Below are 15342 nucleotides of genomic sequence, written 5' to 3' on the forward strand. Positions count from 1 at the left end.
TGTTATTCGCTGTCGACCAGGACGATTTCGGCGTCCTCGATCGCGGTGATGGTGTAGGTCTTGCCACTGCTCAGGGCGGCGCCATCGCGGGCATCCACCCGCTCGCCGTCAATCTCGATCGAGCCGACAGCGGGCACCAGATAGGCATGGCGTTCGTTGTCCACTTCGTGGGTGACGCTCTCGCCGGCCTTCAGCGTCGCGCCCAGCACCCGGGCATTGGCCCGGATCGGCAGCGCGTCATTGTCGTCGGCGAAACCGCTCGCCAGGGTCACGAATTTGCCCGAGCGATCGCCCTTGGGGAAAGGCTTGGCGCCCCAGCTCGGCTGGCCGCCCCGCTCCCGCGGCATGATCCAGATCTGGAAGATGCGCGTGGTCTCGGGCTCGAGGTTGTACTCGGCATGGCGGACGCCGCTGCCTGCGCTCATCACCTGGACATCGCCGGCCGAGGTGCGGCCCTTGTTGCCCATCGAGTCCTGGTGGGTGATCGCACCCGAGCGGACGTAAGTGATGATCTCCATGTCCTGGTGCGGATGCGGCGGGAAGCCGCTGTTGGCGCCGATCTCGTCGTCGTTCCAGACGCGCAGCGCACCCCAGTTCATGCGGTTCGGGTCGTAATAGTCCGCGAAGCTGAAATGGTGCCGCGCATTGAGCCAGCCATGATCTGCATGGCCGAGGCTGGCAAAGGGTCGTTTGTCGATCATGGGGTGTGAACCTCCTGTGTTGAGCAGGAAGATAGGGCGGCGGATCACGCCGTAAATGGAAACGTAGGAAACCAATCGTTTCCGTGATAGGCATGCGGAATGAAGCTACCTGACTTCGAGGCCTGGGCCGTTTTCGCCGCGGTGGTCGAACACCGTTCCTTCTCCGGCGCCGCCGATGCGCTGGCGGTTTCCAAGGCAACCGTATCCAAGGCGATCACCCGGCTCGAGAGCCGGCTGGGTACAACCCTGTTCCACCGCACCTCGCGTCGGCTGACACTGACGGACAGTGGCCGTAGCCTCGCCGAGAACGCCCAGCGTATCCTGAGCGAAGGCCAGGCGGCGGAAGAGGCGGCCTTCGAATCGGCGAGTGCGCCCGCGGGGCTGGTCCGCGTCGCGGCACCCCTTACCTTCGGTATCCGGCACCTCGCGCCGATCCTCTCGGACTTCATGGTGCTCCACCCGGCGATCAAGGTCGACCTGCGCCTGTCCGACGCGTTCATCGACATCGTCGGCGAGGGGATCGACATCGCGCTGCGCATCGCCGAGCTGCCCGACAGCTCGCTGCGCGCGCGGCGGCTGGGCCCGGTGACCACGCACATCGTTGGCGCGCCCGAATATTTCGACAGGGCCGGCCGCCCGCGCCACCCCGCCGACCTCGCCCATCATGCCTGCTTCGTCTACACCAACACCGCGACGCCGGAGCTGTGGCGCTTCCGCAAGGCGGGGGGCGAGGAAGCCGCGGTGCGCGTCGACGGCCCGATCCGCACCGACAGCGGCGACGCGATGATCCCGGCCTTGTGCAAGGGCCTGGGCGTCGCCCGCCTGCCCGAATTCCTGATCGGCGACGAACTGCGCAGCGGCAAGCTCGAGGCCGTGCTCGAGGATTGGTCGGTCAGCGCAGCCGCGCTGCATTTGTTAACGCCGCCCGGCACGCTGCGCCCCGCCCGCGTGGAAGCGTTAATAAATTATCTCGATCAGCATCTGCGGAAGGTCTGCCCCTCTATAAGGGACTCGACTCTGATGGCGAGCTGAGTCCGCGTGTAGGTAGATTCCCTACGACTCGTGGACTCAGGCCGGTTAGGAAGAAATTAACCTTTTGCCTTCAGACACGCTTAGGTTAATGAATCGTCCGAGGCATGCCTTTCATTGGGGCAAGGCAGCCTGCGGGCAAGGGGACTTTGACGATGCGCGTGCTGTTGATCGAAGACGAGCCGAGCACTGCCAAGGCGATCGAGCTGATGCTCACGACCGAGGGCTTTAACGTCTATACGACGGACCTCGGCGAGGAGGGCTTGGACCTGGCCAAGCTCTATGACTACGACATCATCCTGCTCGACCTGAACCTGCCCGACATGCACGGGTATGACGTTCTGAAGAAGGTCCGGGTTGCCCGCGTGCAGACGCCGGTGCTGATCCTGTCGGGCATCAACGAAATGGACAGCAAGGTGCGTTCGTTCGGCTTCGGTGCCGACGACTACGTGACCAAGCCCTTCCACCGCGAAGAGCTGGTCGCCCGCATCCATGCGGTCGTCCGCCGCTCGAAGGGCCACAGCCAGTCGGTCATCCGCACCGGCAAGCTGGCGGTCAATCTCGACGCGAAGACGGTCGAGGTCGACGGTGCCCGCGTGCACCTGACCGGCAAGGAATATGCGATGCTGGAGCTGCTCTCGCTCCGCAAGGGCACGACGCTCACCAAGGAAATGTTCCTGAACCACCTTTATGGCGGCATGGACGAGCCCGAGCTCAAGATCATCGACGTGTTCATCTGCAAGCTGCGCAAGAAGCTCAGCATGGCCTGCGAGGGCGACAATTATATCGAGACCGTCTGGGGCCGCGGCTATGTGCTGCGCGAGCCGGACGGCGCCGAGGAGCAGGAGCCGATCTCGGCGGTTGCCTGAGGCACACAAGTTCTACGGGGGTAGAAGAGGCCGCGGTCCGCAAGGATCGCGGCCTTTCCTTTATCGGCGCCCCCGCCGCGCGATCGCATGGCGCTCGGCCGCTTCCAGCAGCGCTGCCAGGTCCTCGCGGCTGACGTCGAAGCTCTCATGCGCTTCCGCCAGCGCGGCATCGATATCCTCGGGCTGGATGCGCGGATGGGCGGGTGCGGGCACCGGCCGGTGCGGGTAGCTGTGGCCGGAGAAGCGGTGGAAGACGATACCGGTCAGCACGAGCAGCAGCGCATTGAGCCCCATCGGCACCAGCGCGAAGCCGATCCCCTGGTCGAGCACCGCCGAGCCGAGCACGGCGAGCAGCGCGCAGGCGCCGCCGGGCGGGTGGAGGCAGCGCAGCAGCGACATCAGCACGATCGCCAGCCCCACCGCCAGGCCGGCGGCGATCGCGCCGTGCCCGAGCAGCGCGGCAACACCGAAACCGACAAGGGTGGAGATCGCGCAGCCGCCCACGACCGGCCAGGGCTGGGCGAGCGGACTGGCGGGCACCGCAAATACCAGAACCGCCGAGGCACCGATCGGCGCGGCAAGCAGCAAGGCCGCATGGCTGCCAACCGACAGCGCCGCGACCCAGCCGGTCAGCCCTATGCCCAGCATCGCGCCGAGCGCCGCGATCAGCCGCTCGCGCCAATTGGCGCCCGCGAGCAGGCGCAGCTTCAGCAACGCCCTCGCCATGCTACTTCTTCACATAGACCCGCGCGCCGCCCACCCAGGTCTCCAGCACCTGGGTGCCGCGCAGGTCCGCCGGCGAGGCGAGCATCGGATCGCGATCGACGATGATGAAGTCGGCGCGCATGCCGGGCGCAAGCCGACCGATCAGGGTCTCGGCAAAGCCCGCCCAGGCGGCACCGGTGGTGAAGCCCGCCCAGCCCTGCTCGCGCGTCACCGCTTCCTCGATCCGCCAGCCGCCAAAGGGCTGGCCATTGGCGTCGGTACGGGTGAAGCTGACCGCCCAGCCGGCCCAGGGATCGGGGCTCTCGACCGGATAGTCGGAGCCGAAGGCGATATGCGTGCCGTCCTTGAGCATCGTCTTCCAGGCATAGGCACCGGCGAGCCGGTCCGGCCCCAGCCGCGCCTCGGCCATCTTCATGTCGCTGGTCTGGTGAACCGGCTGCATCGAGGCGATCACGCCCAGCTTGGCGAAGCGCGGCAGGTCCTTGGGGTCGACGATCTGGGCATGCTCGATCCGCCAGCGGCGATCGTCCTTGAACGTGTCCGACAGCACTTCTACCGCGTCGAGAACCTGGCTGTTTGCGCGGTCGCCGATCGCGTGGACGGCGATCTGGAAATTGTCCATCGCGCCGCGCGTCATCATGTTGAGCAACTGGTCGTCGGTGAGGAAGCCCAGCCCCTTCTGCCCCGGCGCATCGCTGTAATCGGCCTTGAGCCAGGCGCCGCGGCTGCCCAGCGCGCCATCGGCATAGAGCTTGATCCCGCCCATGCGCAGCTTGTCGCCATAGAGCCAGGGCGTCGGCCCCTGCCCCGCCACCTGCAGCGCGGTCTCGACACCGTGCGCATAGCTCATGATCCGCATGCGGAGCTGGCCGATATCGGCGATGCGGCGATAGGTGAGCCAGTCATCGGTTGTCGTGCCCATGTCGGCGCTCGCGGTGATGCCGAGCGAGAGCAGCTTGTCCTGCGCGGCGAGGAAGGCGGCGTTCCTCTCCCGAGGCGTGGGCTTGGGAATGAACTTGTCGACCAGCCCCATCGCGCCATCGACGAACACGCCGGCAGGCGCGCCCTTGGCATCGCGCTCGATGCGGCCGCCATTGGTGTCTTTGTTCGCGGCGGTGACCCCGGCGATCTGGATCGCCCGGCTGTTCGCCCAGGCGGCATGGCCATCGACCCGCTCGAGCCATACCGGCCGGTCGCTCACCACCCTGTCGAGTTCCGCCGCGGTCGGAAAGCGACCGAGCTTCCAGGTCTCCTGGTTCCAGCCGCCTCCGAGGATCCACTTGGTCGGGTTGGCATCGGCATAGGCCTTGATCTTGGCCAGCGCCTCTTCGAGCGAAGTCGTCGACGAGAGATCGAGCAACATCAGCTGCGACCCCAGCCCCATGACATGGCCATGCCCATCGATCATGCCGGGAAGCAGCGTCTTGCCCCCCATGTCGAGCTTCCACTCGACCTGCTTCGGCCTTTTGTCCTCGCGCTTGAGGATCTGGGTGATCTTGCCATCTCGGTTGAACAATATGCCGGTGAAGCGGACGACATCGCCCTTCTCGTCCAGTGTCATGCCGTTGACGTTGTCGACCAGCCCATCCGCCAGGGCGGCTACGGGAGCGAAGGTGAGGGCGAGCGCGGCGACGGGCCGCAGGAGGCGCTTCAGCATGGGCGAGGGCATAGGGCCTGTTCGGCATGCGCGCCAGATGCACGAACCGGCCGTCATCGATACCTCCCGCGCATGTCCTGAAAAGATAAGCGATGTTCCCCCTCGCGGCGAGATCGTCTAGGCGGACTGCACTATGGCAACCAAGACCCTCCCGGCGAACGCGCCGCTCCCCGTTTCGATCGATGATGTCCGTGCAGCGCAGGCGCGCATTGCGGGCCAGATCGTGCGGACGCCGACGCTGGTGAGCAAGACGCTGTCGGACCTGACCGGCGCCACCGTCTATCTGAAGTTCGAGAACCTGCAGTTCACCGCCGCCTACAAGGAACGCGGCGCGCTCAACACCCTGCTCCAGCTCGACGAAGCGGCGCGCGCCAAGGGCGTGATCGCGGCATCGGCCGGCAACCATGCCCAGGGCCTCGCCTATCACGCCAACCGGCTGGGCATCCCCAGCACGATCGTGATGCCGAAGAACACGCCCATCGTGAAGGTCACCCAGACCGAAGGTCACGGTGCCAATGTGATCCTGGAAGGCGAGACCTTCGACGCCGCCTATGCGCACAGCCGCAAGCTGGAGGCCGAGAAGGGCTATACCTTCGTCCATCCCTTCGACGATCCCCGCATCATCGCCGGCCAGGGCACGGTCGCGCTCGAGATGCTCGAGGACGTGCCGGAGATCGACACGCTGGTGATCCCGATCGGCGGCGGCGGCCTGATCTCGGGCTGCTCGACCGTGGCCAAGTCGGAAGGCCGCGACATCGAAGTGATTGGCGTCCAGGCCGAGCTCTACCCCTCGATGTACAACCGCGTGCACCACACCGACATGCCCTGCGCCGGCGACACGTTGGCCGAGGGCATCGCAGTGAAGGAGCCGGGCAGCATCACCGCCCGGCTGGTCGAGGCGCTGGTCGACGACATCGTGCTGGTCAGCGAGCGACGGCTCGAGGAATCGGTGAGCCTGCTGCTCCAGATCGAGAAGACCGTGGTCGAGGGCGCCGGCGCCGCCGGCCTGGCCGCCCTGCTTTCCGAGCCGCAGCGCTTCAAGGGCAAGACCGTGGGCATCATCCTGTGCGGCGGCAATATCGATCCGCGCCTGCTCGCCTATGTGCTGCTGCGCGACCTCGCCCGCTCGGGCCGGATGGCGCGGCTGCGCATCCGCCTGCAGGACCGGCCGGGCGCGCTGTTCCGGGTGGCGCAGATCTTCGACCAGCTCTCGGTCAACATCCTCGAGCTGTCGCACCAGCGCATCTTCACCAACCTCCCCGCCAAGGGCCTGAGCCTGGACGTGGAGTGCGAGACGCGCGACCGCGACCATCTGGAGCGGCTGATGACCGCGCTGCGCCGGGCGCAATATGAGGTCCAGCTGGTCGAGCTGGCTTAGAACCGAAACGAAAGTACACAAAGTACAGGCCAAGAACCGGTTTCGCCGCCTTGGACGGGCGGCGAAATCCTATTCCATAACCGATCGCCATGCCGGGGCCCGGCAAATCGGGGCCCCGACGCGACTCCGCAGGACTCCGCGAGTCGCGCCAAACCGATGAAGCGAATCACACGCGCGACGAACTGAGTCGTCGCTGGATTCACACGATTCATCGATTCCGATACAACAGCCGCACAGCCAAATTTTCCATTTTCGGCAGCGTGTTACGCGGCCCGATGGTTAACGTCACCACTCTGTGCAGAAATGGTGAATTGTTAACTCTCTTTCATGGTAAAGCAGCTTTTCATCCTTTAAGAACCACAGCATAGTTGCCCCATCGGCCGGACGTAGCGGCCAGAGCAAAGGGGCATCAGGGGTGACTGCACTTTCCCGTTTTCCGCGGTTCTTCGTGACGAGCCCGTCGCCCTGCCCCTATCTGCCGGGGCGGCAGGAGCGGAAAATCTTCACCGAATTGTCGGGACTGCATGCGGGCGAGCTGAACGATGCGCTGGGCCGCATCGGCTTCCGCCGGAGCCAGTCGGTCGCCTATCGCCCGAGCTGCGCGGGCTGCACCGCCTGCGTCTCGGTCCGCGTCGTCGCCGACGAGTTCCAGCCCAACGCCACCCAGCGCAAGCTGCTGCGCCGCCATTCGGACCTCGAAATCACCGCCTGCAAGCCCTGGGCGACCGAGGAACAGTTCGCCCTGCTCCACCGCTATCTGAGCGCCCGCCACCCGGGCGGCGGCATGGCGACGATGGACGAGAACGACTATGCCGACATGGTCGAGCAGTCGCCGGTCAGTTCCTATGTGATCGAATATCGCGAGCCCTCGGTGAATGGCGAGCGCGGCCGCCTGGTCGGCGCCTGCATCACCGACCAGCAGGCCGACGGCCTGTCGATGATCTACAGCTTCTTCCTGGCCGATGACGAAAGCCGCCCGGGCCTGGGCAATTTCATCATCATGGAGCACATCCTGCGCAGCCAGGCCGCCGGCCTGCCCTATGTCTATCTCGGCTATTGGGTGAAGGGCAGCGAGCGCATGGCGTACAAGACGCGCTATCGCCCGATGGAAGCGCTCGGCCCCAATGGCTGGACGCTGCTGGAGGACGAGGACATGGCGATCGCCATGCCGGTACCGGCAAACGCAGCGGCGTTTGCCTAAGCGCCAGCGCCCCCACTACAAGCGATACGGCGGAGAAACCCTGGGCCCCGGCTTTCGCCGGGGAGCAGCAGAGGCGGGTTCAGACCGGTTACTCTTCCACGCCCAGCTGATCGACGTGCAGGTCGACGTCGAGCTGTTCCTGTCCGTGCCCGATCCGCATGCCGCCGGTGGCCGCCGCGCTGCTCGCGTCGAGCCCGATCGCGACGCGCACATAGCTCTCGTCGGGGCTGAGCCCCGTCGACGGATCGAACCCGACCCAGCCGAGACCCTCGACATATGCCTCCGCCCAGGCATGGGGGGCCGAACGCGCCGCCTCTTCCGCGCGATAGCCCGAGACATAGCGCGCCGGCACCGACAGGCCCCGCGCCGCGGCGATGAACATCTGGGCGACGTCGCGCGAGCTGACCTTGCGGCTGCCTTCGAAGGCCTTGGCCGCGGTGCAGCCGGCGTCGGGCAGGTCCGGCACGCAGGGGAAGCGCTGGCGCAGCGACGCGTTGAGCCGGTGAAGCTGCTCAAGCCCGTCGCCGCCTGTGCCGATGCTGTCCGATGCGAAGGCGAACAGCGCGTCGCTCGACTTGGTACGCGGGGTGGTGCGCAGATAGAAGAGCGGCGGCAGCGGCTCCATGCTGCCACGGATCACCCCGCTCGACTCGCTGGTGAGCACTTCGCCGGTGACGGTGATGTCGAGCTCCTCGAGCGGCCCTTCGGCATAGAGCATGGTCACCATATTGCCGAAACCGTCGGTCGCGTCGCGCAGGCGGGCGTCGCAATCGACCCCGACCAGCCAGCTCACCACCGTCTGGTCCTGCGTGTCGCAGGGGGTGAGACGCAGCATCTGAACCACGCGCGCCTGGGGCTCGCTGAACCGATAATGCGTCCTGTGTTCGATCGCGATCCGCATCAGATGAACCTGAACTGCCGGGCGATCGCGCCGTCGAGCAGGGCATTCTCGCTTACGAACGCTTCGAGATGCTCGTGCAGGCCGGAGACGATCACGTCATGGGTCTTGGTCTTTTGCAGGCGCGCCATGCGGGCGCGGGCCATGCGATCGGCCTCGCCCTGCAGCCCGGTGCGCTTGGCCAGCGCGTTGAGCAGGGCGACGACTTCCTCGATGCACGCGGCCAGGCTGCGCGGCAGCTCGGCCCGGCTAATCAGCAGGTCGATCACATTGGCGGGCTGGAGCCCGTCATTATAGAGCCAGCGATAGGCGTTCACGGCGGAGACGGTCTGCAGGATCGTGTTCCACTGGTCGCGATCGACCACGCCGCCGACTTCCTCGTCCGCCGGCAGCAGCAGATGGTATTTTACATCGACCAGCCGGGCGGTGTTGTCCGCCCGCTCGACCGCGGCGCCGAGCTGGATCAGCAGGGTCGCCTCGTTGCGCATCATCCGGTGGATCGCGCCTTCGAAGCCGCGCGTCTCGCCCTTGACCTGTTCGAGCAGGTTGAGCGTCGCGGTGGCGCCGCCGGTGGTCTGGCGGTTCTGGAACAGCAGCCAGGCGCGGTTGATCGCGGTCCAGGCCTCGCGGGTGAGCGCGGTGCGAACGGCGCGGGCATTGTTGCGCGCCATGTCGAGGCAGCGGACGATCGAGCCGGGATGGCTGTCGTCGAGCGTGAGGAAGCGCGCGACGTTCTGCTGGTTGATGTCCAGCCCGGTCGCGGCAAATGCCTCGTCGGTATAAGTCACGGCGAGCGCGCTCTGCCATGCCGCCTCGCCGGCCGGACGGGTGGAGAGCGCGTCCAGACGGATCGTCGCCTCGACCAGCCGGGCGATGAAGTCGGCGCGCTCGAGATAGCGGCCAAGCCAGTAGAGCGCGGCGGCGGTGCGGGAGAGCATCAGCATCGCGTCACGCTCCGTCGTCGAGCAGCACGAAGCTGTCCTTGGTGCCGCCGCCCTGGCTGGAATTGACCACCAGCGAGCCTTCGCGCAGGGCTACGCGGGTCAACCCGCCCGGCGCGACACGGACGCCATCGCTGCCGGTGAGGACGAACGGGCGGAAATCGACATGGCGCGGGGCCAACCCCTGCTCGACCAGCGTCGGCACGGTGGAGAGCGCCAGGGTCGGCTGGGCGATATAGCGATGCGGCTCGGCGATCAGCGCGGCGCGGAACTCCTCGATCTGGGCTTTCGTCGCAGTGGGGCCGACGAGCATGCCATAGCCGCCAGATCCGTCGACCAGCTTCACCACCAGATCGGCGAGGTTATCGAGGACGTACTTCAGCGCCTGCGGCTCGCGGCAGCGATAGGTCTCGACGTTCGGCAGCTTGGCCTCGCCGCCCGAATAGAAGCGGACGATCTCGGGCATGTAGCTGTAGATCGCCTTGTCGTCGGCGATGCCGTTACCGGGCGCGTTGAGGATCGCGACATTGCCGGCGCGGTAGGCCGCCATGATGCCGGGCACGCCGAGCATCGAATCCGGGCGGAAGACCAACGGATCGAGGAAATCATCGTCGATGCGGCGATAGATCACATCGACCTTCACACGCCCCGCAATGGTCTGCATCCAGACGACATCGTCATCGACGACCAGGTCCGCCGCCTCGACCAGCTCGACACCCATCGAGTCCGCGAGGAAGCTGTGCTCGTAATAGGCCGAGTTGAAATGGCCCGGGGTCAGCACGACGCAGACCGGGCGCGGATTGTTGCCCGGCGCCACCGACTGCATCGTCCACAGCAGCATGTCCGGATAGCTGTCCACCGGCGCCACGCGGAAATCGCGGAACAGCTCGGGGCAGAGCCGGATCATCGCCTCGCGATTCTCCAGCATGTACGACACGCCGGAGGGGGTGCGGGCATTGTCCTCCAGCACATAAAACTGGTCCGGTCCGGTGCGGACCAGGTCGATCCCGCAGATATGCGCCCAGACGCCGTGCGGCGGGCGGACGCCGTCCACCTCGGCGCGGAACTGGTCGTTGAGGTAGATCAGCTCGGGCGGGATAATGCCTTCCTTGAGGATCCGCCGCTCGCCGTAAATGTCCTCGAGAAAGGCGTTGATCGCCTCGACGCGCTGAACCAGCCCTTCCGAAAGCCGCTGCCATTCGCCGGCGAGGAACACGCGCGGGACGATGTCGAACGGGATGATCCGCTCCGCCGCGTCGCTGTCGCCATAGACGGCGAAGGTGATGCCCAGCTGGCGGAATGCGGCTTCGGCGGATTGCTGGCGGCGCTGCAGCTCCGCAGCCTCCGTATCGACCAGCCATTGCGACAGCGCAGCAAACTCGGCGCGCGGACGCTCAGGCCCGCCATGCCCCCAGATTTCGTCGAACGCCCCCGCTGCTGCCATGCGCCTCCCAAATGCCGGAAAGACCGACTGGTTGCATGCTGCAACGCTTTGTTGCGTTGCACAAGGGGGCAGACGCTATGCCGTCAGCTCGCGTATTTGACGCTGCAGCCATAGGGCCGCGTCTCGGGCACCGATACCGGCTTGCCCGCGCGCATCTCGGCCAGCGCCGCCAGCACATGGTTGCGGGCGCCCGCGATGTCCGCGACATCGGCGGTCGGCTTGTCGTCGATCCCGCCCTTGTACGCCAGCTGGCCCTTGCCATCGATGATGTAGAGGTGCGGCGTCGTCTTGGCGCCATAGCCCTTGCCGACCAGTCCCTTGGGATCGAGCAGATAGGCGGTGGGCTTCGCCTTGGCGCCGGCGACGAACTTCTGCGCTTCCGGCCCGCTCATATTGCCCTGCTGGCCCGGCGCGCTCGAATTGATCGTCAGCCACACCACGCCTTGCGCGGTCGCCGCGGCCTGGGTCTTCTGCATGTTGCCGCTGCCATAATGCTTCTTCACGAAGGGGCAGCCGGGGTTGTTCCACTCGAGCACCACCGTCTTGCCGCGATACTGGCTGAGGTCGACGACCTTGCCATGCATGTCCAGGGCACGGAAATTGGGGACGGCCTTGGCGACGTCGGGCTCGGCCGGCAGCGGGGCGGCGACCAGAGCGACGGCGGCGATTGCGGTTCCGAACAGGACAGGACGAGTCATGGTTGCGCTCCTCTTCTGGTCCCCCGCCCCTATTTGCCGGCGGCGAGGTCCTGCAGCATGCCCTGGGTCAGGATCTGGGGCAGGACTCGCGGCTCGGCCTCGCCGGGCTTGTACCACAGATAGAGCGGCACGCCCGCACGATTGTGCCGCTCGATGAAGCGGCCGAGCACGGGATCGCCATCGGTCCAGTCGCCGACCAGCACAGTGACCTTGTTGTCGGCCAGCGCCTTCTCGACGGCTTCGGTCTCGATCACCGCCTTCTCGTTGACCTTGCAGGTGAGACACCAGTCGGCGGTGAAATAGGCGAAGACCGGCTTGCCCTGCGCGGTCAGCTCGGCAAGCCGCGCCTCGCTGAACTTCTCGCCACCGGAGACCGTCTTTGCCTCCGCCGGCGCGGCCTGGACCCAGGCGATGGAACTGATAGCGATTAGCAATAGCGCAGCCGCCGGCAGCCAGGCGAGTGCCTTGCCCCGACGCTGGCGCAGGCCCGTCCACCACAGGCCGAGCGTCGCGAGCAGCGCCGCGGCGAGGCCTAGCGTCATGCCCGATACGCCCGCCTGCTTGCCCAGCACCCAGGCGAGCGCCAGCGCGGTGAGGAACATCGGCACCGACAGGATGCGCCGCAGCGTCTCCATCCAGGCGCCCGGCCTAGGCAGCAGGCGGCGCAGCGGCGGGATGAAGCCGAGCAGCAGGAACGGCAGCGCGATGCCGAGCCCGAGCCCGCCGAACACCGCGAGCGCCGCCGGCCAGGGCAGCACCAGCGCCGCGCCGAGCGCCGCACCCATGAACGGGCCGGTGCAGGGCGTCGCGACGAACGCCGCGAGCGCACCGGTCATGAAGGCGCCGCCGGTGCCCTTCGACGCGGCACGGTTGACGAAGCCGGGGGCGGACAGCTCGAACAGCCCGGCAAGGTTGAACGAGATGCCGGTGACGAGCAGCAGCAGCACCAGGATCACGCGCGGATCCTGCAGCTGGAACGCCCAGCCCAGCGTCGCCCCGCCGGCCCTGAGCGCGAGCAGCGCGCCGCCCAGTGCCAGGCAGACCAGCACCACGCCGGCGGTATAGGCCAAAGCCTCGGCGCGCGGGCTGCCGCCCTCGGCGTTGGCCTTGGCGAGGCTCAGCGCCTTGAGGCTGAGGATCGGGAAGACGCAGGGCATGATGTTGAGGATCAGCCCGCCCAGCACGGCGCCGAGGAAGGCGAGCACCGCGCCGCTCCATGGCAGCTGCGCCGGGGCCGCCGCGGCATTCGCGGCCGGCGGCACGGTGCCCGGCACCGCGCGCACCCAGAAGCCCTGCTTGCCGAACGCCAGAAGCCCCTCGATCGGCCCCACCGACTTCAGACCCGCAGTATCGACCACCACCCGGTCACCGTCGCGCACCACCTTCTGGGCCGCAGCATAGTCGAAGGCGCCGTGGGTGGCGGGGAAGAAATAGCCCTCGCCTTCGGTCCTGGCGGCGGCGGGGAACGGCACGGCGAGGCGCAGCGCCTTGCCCTCCACCTGATAGGTGCCCTCGGCGCCGAGCGGCTTGGGCAATGCCGCGCGCCAGGCATCGAACTGGGCGCGGCGATCAGGCGAGACGCTGCCGTCGCCGATCTGGAGGTCGGTCGCCAGGTCCGCCTTGCCCGGCACGCAGATCGCATCGGTGCAGACCAGGTAGTTGAGCTTCACCCGCACCGGGAAGGCGCCCTTGGCATCGGCCGGGATCTTGAGCGTCACCAGCGGCGCGAACGGGCCCTCGTACACATAGTTCATCAGGCCCGCGATCGTGAGCCGCTGCGGCACCGGATAGCGGAACTCGCCCGTGGTGGCGCCCCTGGGCAGCGTCCATTCGGCGCGCGCCGGCAGGCCGGCATCGCCGGGGTTGAGCCAATAGGCATGCCAGCCCTTCTCGGGCACCGAGGCGAAGGCCAGCGTCACCTCGCTGCCGGGTGCGGGATGGTCGCTCTCGGCGACCAGCGCGATCTTCACATGCTGCTCGCCCGGCGCCTGGGCTATCGCCACGCCGGAAAACAACCACAGCATCAACGCCATCAATCCGAAACGAACCGCCGTCATGGAGCGTCCTTGCCGTGGAAGAGCTGTTGGCCCAATAGCATCCCGGCAGGATTTGCACACGCCGGAGGTGGCCAAAGCATGAAGTCGTTCCGTCCGCTCGCGGCAGCCGCCGCGCTGCTCGCCGCAACCCCGCTCGCCGCGCAGGAGACGCCCCCGGCGCAGACCGTGCCGGCCGAGGCCCCGCGCGCCGCCCCGTCACTCGTCGTGGTGATCTCGGTGGACCAGTTCTCGGCCGATCTGTTCGCGGAATATCGCGCGCAGTTCAGCTCGGGCCTGGCCCGGCTGATGACCGGCGCGGTCTTCCCCTCGGGCTATCAGAGCCACGCGGCGACCGAGACCTGCCCGGGCCACTCGACGATCCTGACCGGCGACCATCCGTCGAAGACGGGCATCATCGCCAATGACTGGACCGACTTCAACGCCCCGCGCGAGGACAAGACGGTCTATTGCGCCGAGGACGAGAGCGTCCCCGGCAGCACCTCGAACAACTACACCGTCTCGGACAAGCATCTGAAGGTGCCGACGCTGGGCGAGTGGATGAAGCTTGCCGATCCGGCGAGCCGCGTCGTCTCGGTGGCGGGCAAGGACCGCGCCGCGGTGATGATGGGCGGCCACAAGACCGACGAGATCTGGTGGTGGAACGGCAAGGCGTTCGTTTCCTATGCCGGCCGCGCCGAGCCCGCGATGGTCACCCGCATGAACGCGAACGTGACCAAGCGGATCAGCGAAGCGCAGGAGCCGCTTGACCTGCCGCCCTTCTGCCAGGCCCGTAGCCGCGCCTTCCAGCTCAACCCGACCCGCAGCGCGGGCGCAGGCCGCTTCGCGCGCGCCGCGGGCAACAGCACCGCATTCCGCGCCTCGCCCGAGTTCGACGAAGCGATCGTGGCAACCGCCGCCGGCCTCGCCAGCGATATGAAGCTCGGCCAGTCGGGCCATACCGACCTGCTGATCGTCGGCGCCTCGGCCACCGACTATGTCGGCCACACGCTGGGCACCGAGGGCAGCGAGATGTGCCTGCAGCTGCTCTCGCTCGACCAGACGCTGGGCAAGCTGTTCGCCGTGCTCGACAAGACCGGTGTCGATTATGCCGTGGCGCTGACCGCCGACCATGGCGGCCACGACTTCCCCGAGCGCAACCGCGAGCACGCCGCGCCGATGGCCGCGCGCGTTTCCAAGGAGCTGAGCGCGAAGACGATGGGTCTTGCGATCGGCCAGGCGCTGGGCATCAAGGGCCCGGTGCTGGTCGGCGGCAATTCGGGCGACGTCTATCTCTCGCCCGACCTGAGCAAGGCGGACCGCGTCCGCGTGCAGGCCGAGGCGATCAAGCGCTACATGGCCAATCCGCAGGTCGAAGCCGTGTTCACCCGCGCCCAGATCGCGGGGACGCCGATCGTCCACACCCCACCCGAGACCTGGACCCTGCTCGAGCGCGCCCGTGCCTCGTACGATCCGCAGCGCTCGGGCGACCTGGTGATCGCGCTCAAGCCGCGCGTCACCCCGATCGCCGGCACCGAGGGCGGCTCCATCGCCACCCATGGCAGCTTCTGGGACTATGATCGCCGCGTGCCGATCCTGTTCTGGCGCAAGGGCATGACCGGCTTCGAGCAGCCGTTGTCGGTGGAGACCGTGGACATCGCCCCGACGCTGGCGGCGCTGATCCATGTTCCGGTGCCGGTGGAGATCGACGGCCGCTGTCTCGACCTGGATGCCGGCCAGGGCGATATCTGCAAGTGAAATGACTTA

13 protein-coding genes are annotated in these 15342 nt (G+C 67.2%); 5 read left to right on the forward strand and 8 right to left on the reverse strand.

The window, feature by feature from the left end; all coding sequences use genetic code 11:
• Positions 1–2: 2 nt before the first annotated feature.
• The gene (locus tag HNP52_RS20430; RefSeq protein WP_184169964.1) at positions 3–701 is read right to left on the reverse strand and encodes a pirin family protein; all 699 of its coding nucleotides are present in this window, start codon (positions 699–701) and stop codon (positions 3–5) included.
• 99 nt (positions 702–800) lie between these two features.
• Between HNP52_RS20430 and HNP52_RS20435 the strand changes: the two genes are divergently transcribed.
• Positions 801–1733 (forward strand): LysR family transcriptional regulator, encoded by a 933-nt coding sequence (locus HNP52_RS20435; RefSeq protein ID WP_184169967.1) that lies wholly within the window; start codon positions 801–803, stop codon positions 1731–1733.
• Positions 1734–1885: 152 nt separating this feature from the next.
• Positions 1886–2599: a response regulator transcription factor CtrA gene (ctrA, locus tag HNP52_RS20440; RefSeq protein ID WP_184169970.1), complete on the forward strand. Its 714-nt coding sequence runs from the start codon at positions 1886–1888 to the stop codon at positions 2597–2599.
• Between the two features lie 60 nt (positions 2600–2659).
• Here the strand turns inward: ctrA and HNP52_RS20445 are convergent, their stop codons facing one another.
• Positions 2660–3325, reverse strand: coding sequence for an HPP family protein (locus tag HNP52_RS20445; protein WP_184169973.1), 666 nt, complete (start codon positions 3323–3325; stop codon positions 2660–2662).
• A 1-nt stretch (position 3326) separates the two neighbouring features.
• Positions 3327–4982: an amidohydrolase gene (locus HNP52_RS20450; protein ID WP_184169976.1), complete on the reverse strand. Its 1656-nt coding sequence runs from the start codon at positions 4980–4982 to the stop codon at positions 3327–3329.
• 133 nt (positions 4983–5115) lie between these two features.
• On the opposite strand from HNP52_RS20450, the gene HNP52_RS20455 reads away from it, so the two are divergent.
• Both HNP52_RS20455 and HNP52_RS20460 read left to right on the forward strand, forming a co-directional pair.
• Positions 5116–6360, forward strand: a complete 1245-nt coding sequence (locus HNP52_RS20455) for a threonine ammonia-lyase (RefSeq protein ID WP_184169979.1) — start codon at positions 5116–5118, stop codon at positions 6358–6360.
• A gap of 415 nt (positions 6361–6775) precedes the next feature.
• Complete coding sequence (locus tag HNP52_RS20460; protein WP_184169982.1) at positions 6776–7561, forward strand: arginyltransferase; 786 nt, start codon at positions 6776–6778, stop codon at positions 7559–7561.
• Between the two features lie 88 nt (positions 7562–7649).
• On the opposite strand, the gene HNP52_RS20465 is transcribed toward HNP52_RS20460, so the two are convergent.
• The 5 genes from HNP52_RS20465 to HNP52_RS20485 all read right to left on the reverse strand — a co-directional run bounded on the left by HNP52_RS20465 (position 7650) and on the right by HNP52_RS20485 (position 13599).
• Positions 7650–8462, reverse strand: coding sequence for a transglutaminase family protein (locus tag HNP52_RS20465; protein WP_184169986.1), 813 nt, complete (start codon positions 8460–8462; stop codon positions 7650–7652).
• Positions 8462–9397, reverse strand: coding sequence for an alpha-E domain-containing protein (locus HNP52_RS20470; protein WP_184170698.1), 936 nt, complete (start codon positions 9395–9397; stop codon positions 8462–8464). The genes HNP52_RS20465 and HNP52_RS20470 overlap by 1 nt, the downstream gene beginning before the upstream one ends.
• A gap of 10 nt (positions 9398–9407) precedes the next feature.
• Positions 9408–10844, reverse strand: coding sequence for a circularly permuted type 2 ATP-grasp protein (locus HNP52_RS20475; protein ID WP_184169989.1), 1437 nt, complete (start codon positions 10842–10844; stop codon positions 9408–9410).
• A gap of 83 nt (positions 10845–10927) precedes the next feature.
• Positions 10928–11542, reverse strand: coding sequence for a redoxin domain-containing protein (locus tag HNP52_RS20480; RefSeq protein WP_184169992.1), 615 nt, complete (start codon positions 11540–11542; stop codon positions 10928–10930).
• Between the two features lie 29 nt (positions 11543–11571).
• On the reverse strand, positions 11572–13599 hold the full coding sequence (locus HNP52_RS20485) for a protein-disulfide reductase DsbD (protein ID WP_184169994.1): 2028 nt from the start codon (positions 13597–13599) through the stop codon (positions 11572–11574).
• 78 nt (positions 13600–13677) lie between these two features.
• Here HNP52_RS20485 and HNP52_RS20490 point away from each other — a divergent pair, with 78 nt between their 5' ends.
• Positions 13678–15333 (forward strand): alkaline phosphatase family protein, encoded by a 1656-nt coding sequence (locus tag HNP52_RS20490; protein WP_184169997.1) that lies wholly within the window; start codon positions 13678–13680, stop codon positions 15331–15333.
• Positions 15334–15342 lie beyond the last annotated feature (9 nt).

Origin of the sequence: Sphingomonas kyeonggiensis, assembly GCF_014204495.1 — a bacterium.
GTDB classification, from domain to species: Bacteria; Pseudomonadota; Alphaproteobacteria; order Sphingomonadales; family Sphingomonadaceae; genus Sphingomonas; species Sphingomonas kyeonggiensis_A.

Excerpts from the sequence above, each read along its gene's own strand:
- HNP52_RS20450 (WP_184169976.1), bottom strand. The coding sequence starts at position 4,982 with ATGCTGAAGCGCCTCCTGCGGCCCGTCGCCGCGCTCGCCCTCACCTTC.
- HNP52_RS20445 (WP_184169973.1), bottom strand. The coding sequence starts at position 3,325 with ATGGCGAGGGCGTTGCTGAAGCTGCGCCTGCTCGCGGGCGCCAATTGG.
- ctrA (WP_184169970.1), top strand. The coding sequence starts at position 1,886 with ATGCGCGTGCTGTTGATCGAAGACGAGCCGAGCACTGCCAAGGCGATC.
- HNP52_RS20490 (WP_184169997.1), top strand. The coding sequence starts at position 13,678 with ATGAAGTCGTTCCGTCCGCTCGCGGCAGCCGCCGCGCTGCTCGCCGCA.
- HNP52_RS20430 (WP_184169964.1), bottom strand. The coding sequence starts at position 701 with ATGATCGACAAACGACCCTTTGCCAGCCTCGGCCATGCAGATCATGGC.
- HNP52_RS20480 (WP_184169992.1), bottom strand. The coding sequence starts at position 11,542 with ATGACTCGTCCTGTCCTGTTCGGAACCGCAATCGCCGCCGTCGCTCTG.
- HNP52_RS20475 (WP_184169989.1), bottom strand. The coding sequence starts at position 10,844 with ATGGCAGCAGCGGGGGCGTTCGACGAAATCTGGGGGCATGGCGGGCCT.
- HNP52_RS20435 (WP_184169967.1), top strand. The coding sequence starts at position 801 with ATGAAGCTACCTGACTTCGAGGCCTGGGCCGTTTTCGCCGCGGTGGTC.
- HNP52_RS20470 (WP_184170698.1), bottom strand. The coding sequence starts at position 9,397 with ATGCTCTCCCGCACCGCCGCCGCGCTCTACTGGCTTGGCCGCTATCTC.
- HNP52_RS20465 (WP_184169986.1), bottom strand. The coding sequence starts at position 8,462 with ATGCGGATCGCGATCGAACACAGGACGCATTATCGGTTCAGCGAGCCC.
- HNP52_RS20455 (WP_184169979.1), top strand. The coding sequence starts at position 5,116 with ATGGCAACCAAGACCCTCCCGGCGAACGCGCCGCTCCCCGTTTCGATC.
- HNP52_RS20485 (WP_184169994.1), bottom strand. The coding sequence starts at position 13,599 with ATGACGGCGGTTCGTTTCGGATTGATGGCGTTGATGCTGTGGTTGTTT.